This is a genomic window from Paraburkholderia pallida (assembly GCF_004524855.1).
Lineage (GTDB): Bacteria > Pseudomonadota > Gammaproteobacteria > Burkholderiales > Burkholderiaceae > Paraburkholderia > Paraburkholderia oxyphila.
In genome coordinates, this window is record NZ_CP038149.1 from 534401 (window position 1) to 553281 (window position 18881).

At 63.4% G+C, this 18881-nt stretch carries 19 protein-coding genes; 11 read left to right on the forward strand and 8 right to left on the reverse strand.

From position 1 onward, the window contains the following. Positions 1–186: a hypothetical protein gene (locus tag E1956_RS17590; RefSeq protein ID WP_134751422.1), complete on the forward strand. Its 186-nt coding sequence runs from the start codon at positions 1–3 to the stop codon at positions 184–186. A gap of 145 nt (positions 187–331) precedes the next feature. Here the strand turns inward: E1956_RS17590 and zwf are convergent, their stop codons facing one another. Both zwf and E1956_RS17600 read right to left on the reverse strand, forming a co-directional pair. Then, the gene (gene zwf / locus E1956_RS17595; RefSeq protein WP_134751424.1) at positions 332–1807 is read right to left on the reverse strand and encodes a glucose-6-phosphate dehydrogenase; all 1476 of its coding nucleotides are present in this window, start codon (positions 1805–1807) and stop codon (positions 332–334) included. 287 nt (positions 1808–2094) lie between these two features. Continuing rightward, complete coding sequence (locus E1956_RS17600) at positions 2095–3420, reverse strand: Nramp family divalent metal transporter (RefSeq protein ID WP_134751426.1); 1326 nt, start codon at positions 3418–3420, stop codon at positions 2095–2097. Between the two features lie 300 nt (positions 3421–3720). Here E1956_RS17600 and E1956_RS17605 point away from each other — a divergent pair, with 300 nt between their 5' ends. From E1956_RS17605 to E1956_RS17630, 6 genes are all read left to right on the forward strand, one after another. Continuing rightward, the gene (locus E1956_RS17605) at positions 3721–4752 is read left to right on the forward strand and encodes a YncE family protein (protein ID WP_134751428.1); all 1032 of its coding nucleotides are present in this window, start codon (positions 3721–3723) and stop codon (positions 4750–4752) included. A 15-nt stretch (positions 4753–4767) separates the two neighbouring features. Next, on the forward strand, positions 4768–5775 hold the full coding sequence (locus tag E1956_RS17610; protein WP_134751430.1) for a sterol desaturase family protein: 1008 nt from the start codon (positions 4768–4770) through the stop codon (positions 5773–5775). Between the two features lie 195 nt (positions 5776–5970). Further along, positions 5971–7098, forward strand: coding sequence for a 3-deoxy-7-phosphoheptulonate synthase (locus tag E1956_RS17615; protein WP_134751431.1), 1128 nt, complete (start codon positions 5971–5973; stop codon positions 7096–7098). Positions 7099–7509: 411 nt separating this feature from the next. Next, positions 7510–8055, forward strand: coding sequence for a PAAR domain-containing protein (locus E1956_RS17620; RefSeq protein WP_134751432.1), 546 nt, complete (start codon positions 7510–7512; stop codon positions 8053–8055). Then, the gene (locus E1956_RS17625) at positions 8055–8648 is read left to right on the forward strand and encodes a lysozyme (protein WP_134751434.1); all 594 of its coding nucleotides are present in this window, start codon (positions 8055–8057) and stop codon (positions 8646–8648) included. The genes E1956_RS17620 and E1956_RS17625 overlap by 1 nt, the downstream gene beginning before the upstream one ends. Further along, a complete protein-coding gene (locus tag E1956_RS17630; protein WP_134751436.1) occupies positions 8635–9120 on the forward strand; it encodes a lysozyme inhibitor LprI family protein in 486 nt (161 codons plus the stop codon). The genes E1956_RS17625 and E1956_RS17630 overlap by 14 nt, the downstream gene beginning before the upstream one ends. A 158-nt stretch (positions 9121–9278) precedes the next feature. On the opposite strand, the gene E1956_RS17635 is transcribed toward E1956_RS17630, so the two are convergent. From E1956_RS17635 to E1956_RS17645, 3 genes are all read right to left on the reverse strand, one after another. After that, complete coding sequence (locus E1956_RS17635; RefSeq protein ID WP_134751438.1) at positions 9279–10535, reverse strand: MFS transporter; 1257 nt, start codon at positions 10533–10535, stop codon at positions 9279–9281. A gap of 57 nt (positions 10536–10592) precedes the next feature. Beyond that, positions 10593–11402, reverse strand: a complete 810-nt coding sequence (locus E1956_RS17640; protein WP_134751440.1) for a siderophore-interacting protein — start codon at positions 11400–11402, stop codon at positions 10593–10595. Positions 11403–11507: 105 nt separating this feature from the next. After that, positions 11508–12263, reverse strand: a complete 756-nt coding sequence (locus tag E1956_RS17645; protein WP_134751442.1) for a PadR family transcriptional regulator — start codon at positions 12261–12263, stop codon at positions 11508–11510. Between the two features lie 673 nt (positions 12264–12936). Here E1956_RS17645 and E1956_RS17650 point away from each other — a divergent pair. The 4 genes from E1956_RS17650 to E1956_RS17665 all read left to right on the forward strand — a co-directional run bounded on the left by E1956_RS17650 (position 12937) and on the right by E1956_RS17665 (position 15844). Next, a complete protein-coding gene (locus E1956_RS17650; RefSeq protein WP_028219271.1) occupies positions 12937–13326 on the forward strand; it encodes a YciI family protein in 390 nt (129 codons plus the stop codon). A gap of 102 nt (positions 13327–13428) precedes the next feature. Then, positions 13429–14373, forward strand: coding sequence for a fumarylacetoacetate hydrolase family protein (locus tag E1956_RS17655; protein WP_134751444.1), 945 nt, complete (start codon positions 13429–13431; stop codon positions 14371–14373). A gap of 73 nt (positions 14374–14446) precedes the next feature. Beyond that, on the forward strand, positions 14447–14857 hold the full coding sequence (locus tag E1956_RS17660) for a (R)-mandelonitrile lyase (RefSeq protein ID WP_134751445.1): 411 nt from the start codon (positions 14447–14449) through the stop codon (positions 14855–14857). Between the two features lie 90 nt (positions 14858–14947). Then, positions 14948–15844 (forward strand): LysR family transcriptional regulator, encoded by an 897-nt coding sequence (locus E1956_RS17665; RefSeq protein WP_167760055.1) that lies wholly within the window; start codon positions 14948–14950, stop codon positions 15842–15844. Positions 15845–15964: 120 nt separating this feature from the next. Here the strand turns inward: E1956_RS17665 and E1956_RS17670 are convergent, their stop codons facing one another. The 3 genes from E1956_RS17670 to adh all read right to left on the reverse strand — a co-directional run bounded on the left by E1956_RS17670 (position 15965) and on the right by adh (position 18859). Continuing rightward, positions 15965–16849 (reverse strand): haloalkane dehalogenase, encoded by an 885-nt coding sequence (locus E1956_RS17670; protein ID WP_134751449.1) that lies wholly within the window; start codon positions 16847–16849, stop codon positions 15965–15967. An 89-nt stretch (positions 16850–16938) separates the two neighbouring features. Beyond that, positions 16939–17253 carry an EthD family reductase gene (locus tag E1956_RS17675; RefSeq protein WP_028219274.1) on the reverse strand — a complete coding sequence of 105 codons (315 nt, stop codon included), beginning with the start codon at positions 17251–17253 and terminating at the stop codon, positions 16939–16941. Between the two features lie 73 nt (positions 17254–17326). Then, positions 17327–18859 (reverse strand): aldehyde dehydrogenase, encoded by a 1533-nt coding sequence (gene adh / locus E1956_RS17680; RefSeq protein WP_134751451.1) that lies wholly within the window; start codon positions 18857–18859, stop codon positions 17327–17329. Positions 18860–18881: the final 22 nt, after the last annotated feature.

Consider the following 18881-nt stretch of genomic DNA (forward strand, 5'->3'; position numbering starts at 1 on the left):
ATGCGGCGCATGGCTGCCTTTTTTGCTTCGACGTGGCTCGCTGCCGCGATTCTCTATCTGGGCCGGCATTCGGTGCCGATGATGGCACTGAGCGGCGTGGTGGTTTTCGCGGGGCTCGATCTGTTCCGCCCCGACCGGGCGAGCGCCGAGGGTGCGCAAGCCCGCGACGGCGGCAAGCAGCGCTAGCGTTCCCGAAGCCGCGACGCATCACCACCGCGCGGCGACCGTTCGTAACGGTACACGCTATGCGCGCCGCGCAGCAGGCACGGCGCGCATCATCAGGCGCCAGCGCAAGACGGCCTCAGGCCGCCTCACGCTGCATCAAACCGCCTCAAGCCTCCTCGGCCCACGACATGCCCTCGCGCGCGAGCAGCGCCGAAGAAGCAGCCGGTCCGAAGGTGCCCGCCGTATAAACGCGCGGGCGGTCGTTGAGCTCCTTCCAGCCTTCGAGAATCGGCTCCACCCAGCTCCAGGCCGCTTCCAGTTCGTCGCGGCGCATGAAGTGCGTGAGGCGCCCGCGGATCACGTCGACGAGCAGACGCTCGTAGGCTTCCGCGCGGCGCTCCGGAATGGCCTGCTGCAGATCGAGATTCAGGTTCACCGGCAGCATGTTCATGCCGCTGCCCGGCTCCTTCGCGAGCATCTGCAACTGGATCGACTCTTCGGGCTGAAGCTGGATCACGAGACGGTTGCCATAGTTGCGCGGCCCGGTCGGGAAGATCGAGAAGGGCAGGTCCGCGAATTCGATCACGATCTCCGACTGCCGCTTCTGCATGCGCTTGCCCGTGCGCAGGAAGAACGGCACGTTGGCCCAGCGCCAGTTGTTGATGTGCGCGCGCAGCGCCACGAAGGTTTCCGCCTTGCTGCCCGCCGGCACGTTGTCTTCTTCGAGGTAGCCCTTCACCGGCTGGCCATCCACGGCGCCCGCCGCGTACTGGCCGCGCACGGTGTCGCGCGCGATGTCGGCCACCGACATCGGCCGCAGTGAGCGCAGCACCTTGAGCTTTTCGTCGCGCACGGCGTCCGGGTCGAGCGAGACGGGCGGCTCCATCGCCACGATGCACAGCAGTTGCAGCAGGTGGTTCTGCACCATGTCGCGCAGCGCGCCGGTGTGGTCGTAGAAGCCCGCGCGGCTGCCCACGCCCACCGTCTCCGCCACCGTGATCTGCACGCTGCGGATATACGGCGCCTGCCACAGCGGCCCGAAGATCGGATTGCCGAAGCGCAGCACCATCAGGTTCTGCACCGTCTCCTTGCCGAGATAGTGGTCGATCCGGTAGATCTGCGATTCCGCGAAATGGCGGCCAACCGAAGCGTTGATCTCCTTGGCCGAAGCGAGATCGTGGCCGAGCGGTTTTTCGAGCACGACGCGCGAGTGCTTGTCGAGCAGATGCGCCGACGAGAGGTTGTCGCAGATCGTCGTGAAGAGCTCGGGCGAGGTCGAGAGATAGAACACGCGCAGCGCATGCTTGCGCGAAGCCTCGGCGAGGCGTTCGTAATCGCCGGGTGCATTCACGTCGATGATCACATACTGGAACAGGCTCAGATAGCGGTCCCACGCTTGAGCGTCGAAGGCCTTGGCGTCGATGAACGGACGCGACTGCTCGTCCATGAACGCGCGGTAGTCGTCGATGGTCCAGTTCTTGCGGCCCACGGCGATGATGCGCGTGTCAGGCGGCAGGTTGCCGTGCAGATGCGCCATGTAGAGCGCGGGGAGCAGTTTGCGCGCGGCCAGGTCGCCTCCGCCGCCGAAGATGATCATGTCGACGGGCAGTTCGGGCGCGGCTTGGACAGGCTGATTCGTCATGGCAGGGTCGTTCGGTTGTGGCGCAACGTTGCAAAGATTGCACCCGGCTTGGCTGCGGGCGCGGTGAAAAAGGCTAATGTTGCATCGTTTCGCGCGAGTTTGCACGCGTAACGCGGGTATTTGCACCCTGACCGTGCGGTCGGTGAACGGTTCGAGCACGCATGCCTGGCGAATTGCGCGAATCGATCGAATCGGGCGTCGTGTGTTGCACGTTTCGCGCCGAAGCCGTCAAGCGCTGGCTTCAAGCGGCTGCTTTGCCAGGGGCATCGAAAGCGCACAGCACCGCTTCACCCGAGACCGGGCACGCTCACACCGAAGGTCTGCAACAGCAGCAGCGCATTGAGCGCAAGCACGGCCACCGCGCCCAGCACCGCGAGCCACGCGAGCGCCGCGCCGCTGCGGTAGGCCCCCATGACATCGCGCCGGCTCGTGAACCAGACGAGCGCGGCCATCGGAAACGGCAACGCGAAACTGAGCACCACCTGGCTCACCACGAGCGCCTCGGTGGCGTTCACGCCGAGGCCCACCACCGCGAAACTCGGCGCCATGGTCACGACGCGGCGCAGCCAGAGCGGAATCTGGAAGCCCACGAAGCCCTGCATGATCATCTGGCCCGCAAGCGTGCCCACCACCGAGCTCGACAGGCCCGAGGCGATCAGCGAAACGAGAAAAATACTGGCCGCCGCCATGCCGAAGAGGGGCGCGAGCGTGTGCCACGCGGTGCCGATCTCGGCCACGTCGGCGTGGCCCAGGTGGAAGGCCGCCGCCGCCATGATCACCATCGCCATGTTGATGAGCCCGGCGAACGACAGCGCGATCGCCACCTCGATGTTCGAGAAGCGCAGCAGACGTTTGCGCTCGTGGTCGTCGCGCGGCTGCACGCGCGCCTGGGTGAGCCCGGAGTGCAGAAAGAGCGCATGCGGCATGACCGTGGCCCCGACGATGCCCACGGCGATCGTCACGGCCTGCGCGTCGGGCAGGCGCGGCGTGGCCAGGTGCCCGAGCACGCCACGCCAGTCGACGGGCGTGATGAAAAGCTCCAGCAAATAGCACAGGCCGATCACGCACACAAGCGCGCCGATGACGAGCTCGAGCGGACGAAAGCCCGCGCGCTCGAAGAACAGCAGCGCGTAAGTGACGAGCGCGGTGACGCCCATTCCGGCGAGCAGCGGCAGATGCAGGAGCAGGGCCAGCCCGATCGCGCCGCCGAGGAATTCGGCGAGGTCGGTGGCCATGGCGGCGATCTCGCTCACGACCCACATGAGCCAGACGAGCGGGGCGGGCAGGTTCGCGCGGCACAGCTCTGCGAGATTGCAGCCGGTCACGATGCCGAGCTTCGCGGAGAGCGCCTGGAACAGCATGGCGACGAGATTCGCGAGCAGCACGACCCACAGCAGCGTATAACCGTAGCGCGCGCCCGCCTGGATGTTGGTCGCGAAGTTGCCGGGGTCCATGTAGGCCACGGAGACGATCACCGCGGGCCCCGCGAGCGGCAGCAGCAGCGCGGCGCCGCGCCGGCGTCCTTCGAGCGCCTCGCGCACCTTGCGCGCCGTGCGCTCGGAGAGTCCGCCCGGCGGGTCATGCAGGCTGTCTTCGCGGGTTCGGTGATGCATGAACGCCTCGTCGAGGTTCAAGCCGCGATTCAGGGGCCAAAGCAGCGCGCGGCCCGTGAAAAGCGCTTAAAAAGGGCAGTTGCAGGCCAGTTGCGCGTCATCGGAAAATGATCCTCGCGCGTTAATCAGATGTCCCGCGCGCCGGGTTCGCTGCCCGCTGGTTTGTGTCAATTCGAGCGAGATTTCGTCTGGCTTTCGGCCGTTTTGCGGCGCGCCAGCATCTATCTCAGCACAAACCGGCTCCGAGCGTGCTTTCTGCGCTTGCGGTCACCGGACTGCAGCGCTTTACTTCCTTACGAAATGCCACATTTCCCGATCCTTACCCCTACCAGGAACCGCGTAGCAGCGGCGGTGTTCCTTGGCTCGCTCGCCTTTAGCGCACTGGCTCATGCCGGCGGCAACGTCAACGCAAACGACAAAGTCATCGTGCTCGATTCCGGCGAGGCGCAGCTCTCGCTGATCGACGAGGCGAGCCGCACCGTGGTCGGCACCGAGCCCACCGGCAAGGAGCCGCATCACCTGATGATCACGCCCGATGGCCAGTCGCTCATCGTGGCCGATTCGGTCTCGAACGACCTGATGTTCCTCGACCCGCACACGGGCAAGGTGCAGCGCCGCGTGGAAGGCATCGAAGACCCGTACCAGCTCGGCTTCTCGCCCGACCACAAGTGGTTCGTCACGGCGGGCCTGCGTCTCGATCGCGTGGACATCTACAGCTACAACGGCCATGACGTCACGCTCGTGAAGCGCATCCCGCTCGCGAAGACGCCGAGCCACATCAACTTCTCCTCGGACAGCAAGACCGCGTACGTGACGCTGCAGGACACCGGCGAAGTGGCCGCGATCGATCTGCCCACGCAGACGGTGGCCTGGAAGCTGCAGGTGGGCAAGACGCCCGCGGGCCTGTGGATGACGCCCGGCGACAAGTACCTGCTGGTCGGCATGACGGGCGAGGACGACGTGGCCGTGGTGGACCTGCATAGCCGCACGGTCGTCAAGCGGATCCAGACGGGCCGCGGCGCGCACAACTTCCGCAATCTCGACGACGGCAAGCACGTGGCCGTGTCGAACCGCGTGGAAAGCACCATCAGCATTCTCGACTACACCACGCTCACCAAGGTCGCCGACATCACGGGCCTGCGCCCCGGCCCCGACGACATGGAACTTTCCGCCGACAAACGCTATCTGTGGGTAACGTTCCGCTTCGCCAAGCACGTGGGCATCATCGACCTTACGACGCGCAAGCTGATCGACACGATCGCCGTGGGCCGCTCGCCGCACGGCATCTATTTCGCCAACAGCGCGCCGGTGTATGCGCCCAATCCTGACTGACGCCCGGGAGATTCGATGCTCGATACGTTGCTGACGCAAGCCGACAACCTCGTTTCCTGGTTGCAGACGCTCGTCTACGTGGACGTGGTCCAGCCGATCTTCTACAAGGTCGGCCTGATGGGCTACGACGAGGACACCTACGACGCGCTCTACTGGGTGATCGTGGGCGCGCTGCAGATTTGCGCGTCGTATCTGCTGCTGCGTCCGCTCGAGGCGCTGCGCCCGGCCGAGCCGTGGCGCGACCGCAAGGCGCTGCGCGCCGACGTCTGGTACACGTGGATCGCCAAGCTCGGCATTCTGAACATCGCGTTCTTCTTCCTGCTCACGCCGCTGTTCAATCACTGGCAGAGCCTGATGGCGATCTACAACGTGCCGAACATCGACGTCGACAGCCTCTGGCCCGGCGTGACCGACAAGCCCATCGTCTCGTTCATGATCTATTTGATCGTGCTCGATTTCGCGGGCTACTGGTATCACCGCTGGCAGCATCGCTTCGGCGTCTGGTGGGAGTTGCACGCGGTGCATCACAGCCAGCAGCAGATGTCGCTCTGGTGCGACGATCGCAATCATTTCATCGACGACATCGTCCAGGCCGCGTTCTTCGCGGGCATCTCGCTGTTTATCGGCGTGCCGCCTTCGCAGTTCGTCGTGCTGATCGCCGTGAGCAACTTCCTGCAGAGCGTGCAGCACGTGAATGCGCGCCTCGAATTCGGCTGGCTGCTCGAGCGCATTCTCGTGAGCCCGGCGTTTCACCGCCGCCATCACGCGGTGGGCTACGGCCACGAGGGCACGCGCTATGGCTGCAATTTCGGCGTGCTGTTTCCGTGGTGGGACGTGATGTTCCGCACGGCCTCGTGGAACAAGGCGCTCGAGCCCACCGGCATCCGCGAGCAGTTGCCCGCGCCGCAAGGCCGCGGCGTGAACTACGGCGAGGGGCTGATCGCCCAGCAGTGGCTCGCGCTCGTGCGCATCGGCCGGCGTCTCGCCGGCAAGGGCTATCCGCTGGGCGGACAAGCGAATTGATGGCGCGCCGGGCTCGGTTCAAGGCCCGGCGTTTCATCCCGCGTGATGGCTCTCTGGGAGGCGGCTTCGTGCCGCCTCTTTCTCTATCTAGACCCCTATCGAGATTCCAGCAGGCCGCGTGGCGGATGCGATAATCGTGGCTTGTCCCGCGCGGCGCTCGAGCCGCGGCGAGGCGCCCAAGCGAAGGAGAGCATCTTGAGCCGTATCGACAATCCGCAGCACGACCAGGAAGTCGGCTTCGCCGACGCCACCGAAGACTCCACCCGCATCGACGACGTGCGCATCGGCGCGGTGCGTCCGCTGATCTCGCCCGCGCTGCTGCTCGACGAGCTGCCGGTGCCGCACGCCACGCAGACGCTCGTGGAAACGAGCCGCGCGCAAATCGGCGAGGTGCTTGCGCATCGCGACGACCGCGTCGTGGTGGTGGTCGGGCCGTGCTCGATCCACGACCACGACCAGGCGATCGAATACGCACGACTGCTCAAGCGCGAGGCCGACCGGCTCAAGGACGACCTGCTCGTCGTCATGCGCGTGTACTTCGAGAAGCCGCGCACGACCGTGGGCTGGAAGGGCTATATCAACGACCCGCGCCTCGACGGGAGCTTCCGTATCAACGAAGGCTTGCGCGCCGCGCGCCAGTTGCTGCTCGACATCAACGCGCTCGGCCTGCCCACGGGCACGGAGTTCCTCGACTTGCTGAGCCCGCAGTACATCGCCGATCTGGTGGCGTGGGGCGCGATCGGCGCGCGCACGACGGAGAGCCAGAGCCACCGGCAACTGGCCTCGGGGCTGTCGTGCCCGATCGGCTTCAAGAACGGCACCGACGGCGGCGTGCAGATCGCGGCGGACGCCATCGTCGCCGCGCGCGCGAGCCACGCCTTCATGGGCATGACGAAAATGGGCATGGCCGCGATCTTCGAGACGCGCGGCAACAACGACTGCCACGTGATCCTGCGCGGCGGCAAGAGCGGGCCGAACTACGATGCGGCATCGGTGGCGGCGTGCTCCGCGGCGCTCGCGAAGGCCGGGCTGCGCGAGCACGTGATGATCGATTGCTCGCACGCGAATTCGAGCAAGCAGCATCGGCGCCAGATCGAGGTCGCGCAAGATATCGGCGCGCAACTCGCGGGCGGCGAGGAACGCATCGTGGGCGTGATGATCGAGAGCCATCTGGAAGAAGGGCGCCAGGACCTCACGCCGGGCGTGCCGCTCGCGCGTGGCGTGTCGATCACCGATGCCTGCATCAGCTGGGCGCAGACGCAGCCGGTGCTGGAGTCGCTGGCGCAAGCCGTGCGCGCGCGCAGGCAGAAGCGGGCGGCGTAGGCGCATCGCCAGAAGTGCGCCGCTTGCCCGCCAGGGCATCCGGCTTCTGGGCCCTCATTGCGCGCATGGCCGTGCCGAGGGCCCGGACCCAGGTCTAAGTGCCTGGAAGCGTTTCGTTTCGAAGCAGCTTGAAAATTCGCGGTGCGGCCCGAGCATAAGAATTAATCGCCGCATTGTGAATAAATTGTCGAATATCAATTCATGGGCGCGCCACGATGCGCCGTGAATCGTTCGCACCCTCATTCGGACGAGTCCGATATCGCACCTTCTCCCGCGACGCCAGCATCGCCTGAACGGGCTAATTCCAGGCCCGGCGCGTAGCCGGTTGCACGACCAGGCCGGCTGCTTTCAGCGACTCCCTGGAGGTATGGAAATGGCAAGGCGAGAAAGGCGAACTTTGTGGGGCGCGATATGAGGCGCTACCTGCTCAGACTGGGCGACAAATCCACCGTTGGCGGCGTTGTTATCGAAGGCATGGAGCGTTCTACCCACCTCGGACGGCCGCTCACTTATATCGACGCAAAGGTGCTGTGCCCCGTTTGCAATACGACGGGGGTAATAGGCTGGAAGGGTCCGCATCGATCGGCAACGATGATGGGCAGGCAACAAGCGCTTGAAGGCGATGTCTGTATCTGCATGTGTGATCCGCCACCGATCATGCTGGCGTCTCAGGATACGGCCTGGCATGAGTTTGCTGCGCATGAGATGGAAGGCGCGGGATACGGTACTGGCACTGCCAGAGAAACACCGAAAAATTCGGTTCCCACTACCTATGACGAACTATTCGAACTAAGCGATGGTAAGGGCCAGCCGTTGCGGGAGGTGTATTACACCGTGCGCCTTTCGAATGGCGAGTTGATACACGGGGTAACCGATTCGCAGGGACGCACTATGCGCCATACGACGGAAGGTGCGCACACCACCCGGATTTACCTTGGTCACAAAGCGGAGGTCTAATGCCTGACGCACTCGCCGTAGCAGTAACAAACACCAACCCGAATTCGTGCGTGTATGTACAAACAGGCAGACTTTGCAAGCCTTGGAAGCTTTCACGCGACGGATATACATTTATGGCGGTTCTCGAAAGCGGAGTAGTAAACGGGATCTTTCAAGGGAAACAAGTTGTTGACGGATTCATCGTCAAAGTTTATGACGATGGGTATGGAATTCCAACTGTCGGACTTGGACACAAGGTATTGCCGCAAGACAATCTAAGGATTGGCGATGTTGTGCCAGTTCAGCGTTGCAGGGATTTCTTTGCAGTAAATTTGCGTCCGGTTGAGGATGTGATTAATCGGGAAGTCAGAGTGGCACTATATCAACACGAATACGACGCACTTGTTTCAATTCTTTTTAACTCTGGGCCGAACCATCGACCGCATGATCCGTGGCCGACTAGCCGCTCATCATATTTGGCTGGCTTTCTGAATCGCGGTGAATATGAAAGAATGCGTGACGTTATACTGGAGTTTGTGGCGCAACGCATACCTTGGCGTCGCCGTCTTGAGGCACGTTTGTTTGAATCGGGGAATTACGATGCGCGTCACTAAGATATCTTTGATTCTATTTTTGATCGTCAATGCGGCACATGCGTCGTCATCGATCTATGGCTCCGAGTTCGACTATAAAAAGGCGACGCCAACAAGCAAGTATTTTTCTGGAAAGACGCGTGCTCAAGTTGCATCGTACTGTAAAGGTGAAATGCTTGGTACAATGGACTTGTCCGCTTGTGCCCAATTTCGCTACGAATCAGCCATCGCGGCTTTAAACAAGCGGATCACCGAAGTCGTGAAAATCCTGAAAGTGGATGACAAGGAAAATAGCGCTTATGGACAACCCGCCGCACTTCCATACTTCGAGAAGGCTCAAGCGAGTTGGGAGCAGTATAGAGATAACAATTGCTACTTTGACACTTACTCGGTTGGCCAAGCTTCATTGCACTTTGTATATTTCTGGGACTGCATGACCAGAATCACAAACAACAGGCTTACTGAATTGACCAAGCCTGACAACGACGAATGATTTGTAGCCCCGCTTCGGCGGGGCATTCCATTCAAGCGTCTACACGCTGCGCCCGTTGGCAGCCCCCGTAAAGCGATCAAGCTCGACACCGCCTCTTCCAGAGGCAAAGAAGACGTGGCGAAGCTCAAGCAAAACGACCAGGAACCTCGTCCCAAACTTCACGCCTTAGCCGTCGCCCCACCCGATGCCGGCGCGCTCTCGACATCGTCTTCGCCCGCGCCGCGCACCTGCCCGACCCAGATCACCGCGACAACCGCGAACGCAGCCGCGAGCCAGCCGTTGTGCCCGAACCCCACGAGCGTTCCATGCGGGCCATTCTGGAGCAGCAAGCCGCCAACCCACGCGCCAATCCCCGTGCCCAGCGACTGCACCGCATTGTTGGCGCTCAGGAAAGCGCCGCGGCGCGCGGGCTCGGGAATCGTCGTGAGCAGCGCCTGCATCGGTACCATGCGGCTCGACAGCGCGATCATGAACACCGCGAAGAACGCCACCAGCGCGACGAACGGCAATGTGGGCAGATGCGTGATGACCAGCACCGGCACGATCGACACGAGCGCCATGATGCGAAACACGCGCCGCTTGCCGTAGCGATCCGCGAGGCGTCCCACCGCGCGCGAGGTCAGGAACGTGGCAGCGCCGCCGGCCATATACAGCCACGAGAGCTTCTCCGGATCGACACCGTGATTGGCCACCAGCATCGGCGAGATGAACGGAATCACCAGCATGTGAGCACCCATCATCGTGAAGGTGAGCGCGAATGCCTTCATATGGCGCGGCAGCGTCAGCAATTGCCACAGGCGCGGCACGATCGCGCGCAGCGGCGTGTCGCGATCCACGTGCTCGGTGAGCGAGGGCACGACGCGCGCGCCCGCCATCCAGATGATGACGCAGAGCACGACGAGCAGGAAGAACGGCGCGCTCCAGCCGAAGTGCGCGCCGAGCACGATACCCGAGGGCACGCCCGCGATGGCGGCGATCGAGAACGCCGTCATGATCACGCCGGTCGCAGCACCGCGGCGAGCGACGGGAATCACGTCGCTGACGATCGCCATGACGATCGAGCCGAGCACGCCGCCCGTGAGACCCGCGAACGCGCGTGCGAACAGCAGCAGATGAAAGCTGGTCGCGAGCGCGCAGGCGAGATTCGAGAGCGCGAACAGCGCATAGGCGACCTGCAGCAAACGCCGGCGGTCGAAGCGGTCGATATACGTCGCGGCGAACAGGCCCGAGAGACCCGCGCACAGCGAATAGGCCGACACGGCCGTCGCGAACTGTGCAGGCGTGATCGTGAACGCATGCATGATCTGCGGGCCGAGCGGCATCATCACCATGAAGTCCATGATGACGGTGAATTGCGTGAGCGCGAGCAGCCAGAGCAACGTGCGTTCACGCAGCGGATTGAGGACCAGGGTCATTGAGGGACCTTCGTGATGCGCGCTCGCTCGAAGGGAGTGCGCGCGCTGGGTTTTGGTTCAGTCGTCGATCGTTTCGTGCGTCGCCTGGGCGCCGCGCCGCCAGTACGCCGAGGCGCGGATGCGCTTCTTGTCGACGCCGCGCTCGTTGCACAGGTGCGCGCGCACGGCGCGGATCGCCGAGGCTTCGCCGGCCGCCCACACGTAGCCTTCGCCGGGCGGCAGCCAGACTTCACGCACGGCATCGACGAGCGGTTGATCCGATTCGGATTCCTCACGGTATTGCCAAATGGCGTAGAGATCGGCTTCGGTGGGCAGCGGGATGCGCGCCGCGCGATTCGCCACTTCCACGACCACCGCGACGCGCGCGCCGGCGGGCAGCTCGGTCAGGCGGCGCTGGATCGCCGGCAGCGCTGTTTCGTCGCCGATCAGGAGATGCCAGTCGTAGCCCGTGGGGATCACCATCGAGCCGCGCGGACCGCCCACGCCCAGGTACTGGCCGGGCTGGGCCTGCGCGGCCCACGCCGTGGCGGGGCCGGCCTCGTGCAGCGCGAATTCGAGGTCGAGCTCGTTGGCAACGGTGTCGAAGCGGCGCGGCGTGTAATCGCGCGCGGCGGGGCGCTCGACGCCCTCGGGAAAGACGATGCCGTCGGGTCCGAGGCTCGGCAGCACGGGTTTTTCGGCGCCCGGGGCCGGGAAGAACACCTTCAGGTGATCGTCGAAGGACGCCGAGACGAAGTCGCTCAGATCGCCCGTGAGCGTCACGCGCACGAGCGCGGGCGACAGCGCCTCGACGCGCGCGACGCGCAGCAGGCGGAACTTCAGCGGATGTCGCACGCGGACGACTTCAAGGTGGCTTGGGTTGTGCATCTGGGGCTCCAATGGGGCGATATGGCGATATGGCGATATAGCGATGGGGTGGCGTTCGATCGAAGCGCGGTGACGGGCCGTGTGCGGAGGCTGGCGGGCCGGCGCTCAAGCGCCGCCGCTTTCCTCGCCGCTCTCGATCTCGCGGGTAGCGCGCGCCAGGATCACCGCGATGCGGCGCTGCTCGTCGGGCGAGGCGTCCGTGCGGACCAGCAAGGCGTGCTTGAGCGCGCGGCGCGCTTCGATGAGCTCGCGCACCCAGCCGGTGACTTCGGCGGGATCTTCGCCGGCGAGCGCGCGGCGCATGAGTTCCATCTTGCGGCCGAAATGCGTGAGCTTCGCGAGGATCAGGTCGGCGCGCTCGCGATTGGCTTCCAGATGCGCACGGCCTTCGTCGGATAGTTCGTAGCGCTTACGGTTGCCTTCGAGCGTGACGCTGACGTAGCCGAGTTCTTCGAGGTAGGTGAGCGCGGGGTAGACCATGCCGGGGCTCGGGCTGTAGAAGCCGTTCGAGCGCGCGTCGAGCGCCTTGATGAGCTCGTAGCCGTGGCTCGGGCGCTCGGCGAGCAGCACGAGCAGCATCAGCTGCAAATCTTCCGACGTGAACTTGCGGGCGCGGCCGAAACCGTCGCCATTCCCACCGAAGCCGCCAAAGCCGCGGCCGAAGCCTTCCCCGAAGCGGTCGCCGAAATCGCCGTGGCCTTCGCCGCCGCGGTGGCGGCCCATGGCGTGGCGCAGCGCGTGCATCGGGTGGCGCATGGCGAAGCGGACGCCGGCGAAATCGTCGTTGGCAAAGGGGTCGAAACCGGCGCGGCTGGCGCGGCCGTGATGCCAGAAATGGCTGAAAGCGTGATGGTGGCGCATGGGGCCTCCTTCTCAGAGTGTCTTAAAACATGTCTTAAGATATATATCTTAAGAGTGTTTGTCAAAGAGAATTTTGGAAGGTATCGGTGCACAACAAAGTGTGCGGGAACCGCGAAATTCGGTGTGCAGCGCAGAATTCTCGCCAAATTTACTATCGAATGGTGGTTTTGATAGCAGTTGAGTGTGCTGCAATGAGACGCAGAATGAGCGCACCTTAGAGCACTGGCGTGCGCATCCTCGTTAAGAATGTAGGGACATATAAGACCGACTGGCTCGCGAGTTTGGAGCGCTGGCTTTCGCGCCTTCGTTTTCGCTGGAGGAATCGCCGACAGCGAGGCGTGTGTAGGCATCGGCGCTGTCTATGAAAGCGAGGTGTTCGTTAAGTGCCAGAGCACTGGGCATCGCACGCAAATCCAGGGGCGGTTTTCCAGTACACGGTGCTTCCCACACGTCCCACGGGTTTTCGGGCGAAGGCCGTGGCAGGACAGCGGTGTGAATAGCCACGGCGACGAGCGCTCCGTTGACGACAGACCCAGAGGTCGATCTCCTACTTATGGTGTGAGCTGATCGCACATTTTGCGTGATTCTCATCTGCGCGAGACGGGGCCATCATGCTTAGCCAAGGGCACCCCAGCCCGCAAAGTGCGAGGTCAAAATGAATCAGGAGACGAACATGGCGGAACGGATCACGCGCGAGGAAGTGCTCGAGCGAAGTAGGGGCATGCTCCAGAAGCAGTTCTATGTGGTGCTTTCGAGGCCGACTGGCAGCCTCGGGGCGGTGCTGGAGAATGTGCCGCGGCACCTGGTCCACCAGTGCCGGATCGAGCGCGAAGGCATCCTCGTCGCCGCCGGGCCGCAGTGGACCGACGACGAGTTGTTCTGGGAAGGCGACGGTATGTTCGTGATCCGTGCCGCGTCGATCGAGCATGCGCGCGAGATCGCGGCGACGGATCCCATGCATCAAAGCGGTGCCCGCTCATTCACCGTGCGCCCCTGGCTGGTCAACGAAGGCCGGCTGAATGTCCAGATCGACTTTTCCTCGGGAACGATGAAGCTGGATTGAGGCGGGGCGAACGGTTCCGCCTGGCGGGCGGCATGAATGAAGCTGTGCCCGTGTCAGCGTGAGCCTTAACAAGTCAACCAAACGCAGGAGAACGAAGTAACTATGAAACTCATGACATTCGACTATCATGGCACGCCGCATGTCGGTGTCGCGGCGCCCGAAGGCATCGTCGATCTCACACGCGCGATGGAGCGCACCCATCCGCATGTCCGGCAAAGCCACTCGCTGCTGGCCATCATCCAGTCCGGTATCGATATCGACACCCTGGGCGAGGAGAGCCTGGCGCGTTTGCGCGATGCGGGGGCGCTGGACGAGTACGTCGTCGCCAATCCGGCGTGGCTGCCGCCCATCCTGCACCCGCCGAAGATCCTGGGGCTGGCGCTGAACTACCAGGAGCATATCGACGAGTCGAACCTGGCGTTCTTCAACGAGCCGATCATCTTTCCCAAATACGCCTGCACGATGGTCGGCCACGAGGGCGAGATCGAGCTGCCGCCGTTCCCGCAGGACGTGGACGAGGAGCACGAACTGGCGATGGTGGTGGGGCGCGACTGCCGGCACATTCGGCCCTCGGAGGCGGCGGACTACGTTTTCGGCTGGACGATCTGCAACGACGTCTCGGCGCGTAACCGTCAGTTCGAGCGCATGAAGATGGGCCAACCCTACGGGTATGCGAAGAACTTCGCAAGCTTCTGCCCGCTCGGGCCGTGGGTGGTGACCCGGCGTGAGCTGCCCGATGTGCGCCACCTGAAGATGTCGGTGCGGGTGAACGGGAAGGTGACGCGCAGCGGCGACAGCTCGTCGGGGATGATCTTCGATCCGTACGAAACGCTGGCGTACTGCTCGGACTACACGCCGATGGAAGCGGGTGACGTGATCTCGCTGGGGACGTACTCGGGTGAGAAGCGGATCGTTGAAGGCGATGTGCTGGAACTGGAGATCGAGGGCATCGGCGTGCTGCGCAACCGTGTAGTGGGGGCAAAGCGTCCGTGGCGCAGTTTCACCACGGAGACCCCGATCGGGCCGCTGGTGAGAGAGAAGCCCTGATTCGCTGGCCGCGTGCGCGGCCTGAACAGCGCGCGCATGCGGACCCGCACTACCCGAACCAAGGAGCGCGTCAATGGAAATCAAGCGAAGTGGATCACAACCATCCGGCAAGGGTCCGGTGGAGTACTTCACGGGAACCGTGCGTATGGACCCGCTGTTCGCGACGCAGGAGCCGTCGCGCGGCAGTGGGGTGAGCGTGACGTTCGAGCCGGGAGCGCGAACCGCGTGGCACAAGCACCCGCTGGGCCAGATCCTTATCGTGACGGCCGGAGTGGGCTGGGCGCAGTGCTGGGGCGGCCCGGTCGAGGAGATTCGCACCGGTGATGTGGTGCGCTTCCCGCCCGGCGTGAAACACTGGCATGGTGCGAAGTCGACGACGGCGATGACGCATATTGCCCTGCAGGAAGCGGTGAACGGTACGGCTGTCGACTGGATGGAGAAAGTGAGTGACGGGGACTACCCGCCGGGTATGGCTGAAGCGTGAGCGCCAATCCCGCTGCGGCGTGATTCGGGGCTACCTCGCACAAGGAAGCAGTCGACGCTGAGGTTCAATGATGGACCAGGAATGGGCGTGATGGAACTCAGGCAATTGCGCTACTTTCTTGCTTTGGCGCGCACGCTGAACTTTACGCACGCGGCTGCGGAATCGCACATTGCGCAGCCGCCCTTCAGCAGACAGATCCGCGCGCTCGAGGAAGAGCTCGGGATAGCGCTGGTTGATCGTCGTTCCCGCCAGCTCACGCTCACTGTGGCGGGAGAGCTGGTCCAGCAGCGGGCTTCCGAAATTCTTGCGCGGATCGACCGTCTTTCGCAGGAAGCACGCCATCTGGAAAGGACGGGGCAGAGGTCGTTTCGTATCGGCCTTGAGACCATCGTCCTCTATGGCCGCTTTCCCGAGCTGTTGCGCGAGCTGCGAGCAGCGAATCCGCACGCGAAGATCGATCTGGTCGAAATGCCGGCCGGGCAGCAAGTCGTCGCGCTCAAGGAAGGTCGAATCGACATCGGATTCGGCCATATTCGCGTCAGCGATCCGGAAATTTCCCAAGTCCACTTGCGACAAGAGCCGCTCTTCGTCGCTGTTTCCGCTCATCATCCGCTCGCGATTAACGCGCCAGAACCGTTGTCTTTACGCGATCTCGCGGATCAGACATTCATCGTGTTTCCCACAGGGGCATCCCCCGGGCATCCGGGCTCGGTTCACGCCCTGTTTGCGGAGCGTGGGTTCCGGCCCAGCGAAATTATCGATGTTGGAGAGTTGCAGGTCGCGCTGGGTCTCGTAGCCGCGGATTACGGTATCTGCATCGTTCCCGCGGTTGTCCAGCGCATGCGTGGCAGTGATGTCTGTTACCGTCTGCTGGACGAGCCGGGGTGCACCTCGCCGATCCTCATGAGCTGGCTACGCAGCGAACAGCCCGCGCTGATGAATTCGATCAATGAGCTGCTCGGCAGGATCCTCAATACCTTGCCTTAGCATACCTAACTGAAAGGGGTATTGGGTGAGTGGGCGACCCGCGCGAATGAACGCTTGCCAGTTGGCGTCCCAGGAGCCATCAACTGGGCTGCCTGGGGACGGTTGCAGAGCGGAACGTCGCTATGCGCGGGGCAGCGTCCCAAGCCAGTCGACGATCGCCTGCCCGATCTCGAGTGGCGAGTCTTCCTGCAGATAATGCTTGCCTCGCACCGTCACCTCGCGCTGGTTCGGCCAGGTGCGGCAAAGCTCGCGAAGCGCGCCGAATACGATCGCGCCGGGATCCCCGTTGATGAAGAGCTTGGGCGTTTCGGTCGTCGACATCCAGTCGGTGTTGGCCTGAATGATCGGTAGCATGTGAGCGGGTTCGCCGCCAATCAGGACTTCTCTCGGGAAAGTGAGTGTAGGCCGGCGGTCCTCGCCGGAATTACGGAAGGGCCGGCGATAGACCTCCATTTCCGCTTCGGAGAGCTTTCTTAGCACCCAGCGCGGCAGCAATACTTCGACAAAGGCGTTCTCTTGCAGGATCATCTGCTCGCCTTCGGACGAGCGCAGCTGTTCGAAAAGCGCGCGCTCTGATGGATTGACCTCACTCCATTCCCGCGGGCGAATGGTGGTTTCGAAATAGCAGATACCGCGGACCGAGGCAGGGTGACGCCGGGCCCAGTCGATGGCGAGCGCGCCGCCCCAGTCGTGTCCGACCAGTACCACTTCCCGGTCAAGGCCGAGGGCGTCAAGCAGCGCTTCGAGGAAGCGCCGATGCTCCTGAAATCCATACCGCGCCGGATCGGAGCCTGGAAGCTTCTCCGAGTCGCCCATGCCGATCAGGTCGGGCGCGATACATCGGGCGTGAGGCGCAACGACGGGCAGGATATTGCGCCAGAGGTAAGACGAGGTGGGGTTGCCATGGAGGAATACGACGGGCAGACCATTGCCGGCCTCGACGTAGGCCATCTTCCTGCCGAGAACTTCGATGGACTTCTTGGGCGGTTCGTGGGTCGAGAACATGTGTGTGTTTCCTGAGCGCTTGCCAGAAGCCGATTGCGGGTTGCTCAACCGGCATCGGGGTTGATATTGCCGAGCGCGGCACGCCGACGCTAGATCTTTACCTCGCTGACCTGGAGGATTGGAGTGATGTCGGTGTAATTGGGGACGTCGCTCATGATGTCTTTGGCGTGCGGCATCATCGCGGCCTGGAAGTCGTCGACCGAGTCGAACGTGAAGTGGCACATGGCGGCGTAGGCCGGCGGCGTGCCGGGCATGCCGCCGGCGATTCCCTGTTCGGCGCTGAGGCCTTTGCAGGCGGCGCCGAACTTCTGCATCACCATCGGCAGATGACGGTTGATGTAGTAATCGATGTCGAAGCGATGGGTGCCGTCGCCGGCCGGATAGAGGACGCTGACCTTGATCATCTTGTGTTCTCCTTCAGGGATAGTCGCACTGGGCGCAGCGAGCGGCGGGGCCGCCCGGGATGCAGTTGCCCGCTCAGAAGAAGCCGAGCGCTTTTGGACTGTAGCTCACCAGCAGGTTCTTGGTCTGCTGGTAGTGATCGAGCATCATCTTGTGATTCTCGCGACCGATGCCGGACTGCTTGTAGCCGCCGAATGCCGCGTGCGCGGGGTAGAGGTGGTAGCTGTTGGTCCAGACGCGGCCCGCCTTGATCGCACGACCGAGGCGATAGGCGCGGTTGGTATCGCGCGTCCAGACGCCTGCACCAAGGCCATAGATCGTGTCGTTGGCCAGCGCCAGCGCTTCGGCTTCGTCCTTGAAGGTGGTGACGCAAACCACCGGGCCAAAGATCTCCTCCTGGAAGATACGCATCCTGTTATGACCGCGCAGCACAGCAGGCTCGACATAGTAGCCGCCGTCGAGCGCACCGCCGAGTGTCGCGCGCTTCCCGCCGGTCAGCACCTCTGCACCCTCCTGCTTGCCGATGTCGATATAGGAGAGGATCTTGTCGACTTGCTCGCTCGAGGTCTGGGCGCCGATCATCGTCGTCGCCTCCAGGGGGTTGCCCTGCCTGATTGCCTGCACGCGCTCTAGCGCGCGTTCCATGAAGCGCTCGTAGAGGCTCTCCTGCACCAGCGCGCGCGACGGACAGGTGCAGGTCTCGCCCTGGTTCAAGGCAAACATGGCGAAGCCCTCGATCGCCTTGTCGAGGAAATCGTCGTCTTCGGCGGCGACGTCGTCGAAGAAGAGGTTGGGCGATTTGCCGCCAAGCTCCAGCGTCACCGGAATCAGGTTCTGGCTGGCGTATTGCATGATCAGCCGGCCAGTGCCTGTTTCGCCCGTGAAAGCAATCTTGGCAATACGGCTGGACGAGGCGAGCGGCTTGCCGGCCTCCAGCCCGAAGCCGTTGACCACATTGAGCACGCCCGGCGGCAGCAGGTCGGCGATCAGCTCGATCCACACCAGAATGCTGACCGGAGCCTGCTCCGCCGGCTTGATAACGACGCAATTGCCGGCGGCGAGCGCCGGGGCGAGCTTCCAGGCGGCCATCAGGAGCGGGAAGTTCCACGGGATGATCTGGCCGACTACGCCAAGCGGCTCGTGGAAGTGGTAGGCGACGGTGGTGCTGTCGATCTCGGAGAGGCCGCCTTCCTGCGCGCGCACGCATGCGGCGAAATAGCGGAAATGGTCGATCGCGAGCGGAATGTCGGCCGCCATGGCTTCACGGATCGGCTTGCCGTTGTCCACCGTCTCGGCAAAGGCGAGGCGCGCGAGATTGGCCTCCATCCGGTCGGCAATGCGGTTCAGGATATTGGCGCGCTCTGCAGCCGGGGTGTGGTTCCAGTGGCTCGCTGCGGCATGGGCAGCGTCGAGCGCGAGGCTGATGTCCTCCTCGGTCGAGCGGGCAACCGAAGTGTAGACCTCGCCGGTGATCGGCGTGATGTTGTCAAAGTAAGCACCACGCACCGGCGGCACAAACTTGCCCCCGATAAAGTTGTCGTAACGTTGCTTGAAGCTGACCGGAGCGGAGGTGTCCGCCGGAAGGACGGCCGAGAGGGTGTCGATCATGTTCGTTTCTTCGCAAAGGATA

Coding starts and splice junctions, on each gene's coding strand:
- E1956_RS17590 (WP_134751422.1), top strand. CDS start 1: ATGCGGCGCATGGCTGCCTTTTTTGCTTCGACGTGGCTCGCTGCCGCG.
- zwf (WP_134751424.1), bottom strand. CDS start 1,807: ATGACGAATCAGCCTGTCCAAGCCGCGCCCGAACTGCCCGTCGACATG.
- E1956_RS17600 (WP_134751426.1), bottom strand. CDS start 3,420: ATGCATCACCGAACCCGCGAAGACAGCCTGCATGACCCGCCGGGCGGA.
- E1956_RS17605 (WP_134751428.1), top strand. CDS start 3,721: ATGCCACATTTCCCGATCCTTACCCCTACCAGGAACCGCGTAGCAGCG.
- E1956_RS17610 (WP_134751430.1), top strand. CDS start 4,768: ATGCTCGATACGTTGCTGACGCAAGCCGACAACCTCGTTTCCTGGTTG.
- E1956_RS17620 (WP_134751432.1), top strand. CDS start 7,510: ATGAGGCGCTACCTGCTCAGACTGGGCGACAAATCCACCGTTGGCGGC.
- E1956_RS17625 (WP_134751434.1), top strand. CDS start 8,055: ATGCCTGACGCACTCGCCGTAGCAGTAACAAACACCAACCCGAATTCG.
- E1956_RS17630 (WP_134751436.1), top strand. CDS start 8,635: ATGCGCGTCACTAAGATATCTTTGATTCTATTTTTGATCGTCAATGCG.
- E1956_RS17635 (WP_134751438.1), bottom strand. CDS start 10,535: ATGACCCTGGTCCTCAATCCGCTGCGTGAACGCACGTTGCTCTGGCTG.
- E1956_RS17640 (WP_134751440.1), bottom strand. CDS start 11,402: ATGCACAACCCAAGCCACCTTGAAGTCGTCCGCGTGCGACATCCGCTG.
- E1956_RS17645 (WP_134751442.1), bottom strand. CDS start 12,263: ATGCGCCACCATCACGCTTTCAGCCATTTCTGGCATCACGGCCGCGCC.
- E1956_RS17650 (WP_028219271.1), top strand. CDS start 12,937: ATGGCGGAACGGATCACGCGCGAGGAAGTGCTCGAGCGAAGTAGGGGC.
- E1956_RS17655 (WP_134751444.1), top strand. CDS start 13,429: ATGAAACTCATGACATTCGACTATCATGGCACGCCGCATGTCGGTGTC.
- E1956_RS17660 (WP_134751445.1), top strand. CDS start 14,447: ATGGAAATCAAGCGAAGTGGATCACAACCATCCGGCAAGGGTCCGGTG.
- E1956_RS17665 (WP_167760055.1), top strand. CDS start 14,948: ATGGAACTCAGGCAATTGCGCTACTTTCTTGCTTTGGCGCGCACGCTG.
- E1956_RS17670 (WP_134751449.1), bottom strand. CDS start 16,849: ATGTTCTCGACCCACGAACCGCCCAAGAAGTCCATCGAAGTTCTCGGC.
- E1956_RS17675 (WP_028219274.1), bottom strand. CDS start 17,253: ATGATCAAGGTCAGCGTCCTCTATCCGGCCGGCGACGGCACCCATCGC.
- adh (WP_134751451.1), bottom strand. CDS start 18,859: ATGATCGACACCCTCTCGGCCGTCCTTCCGGCGGACACCTCCGCTCCG.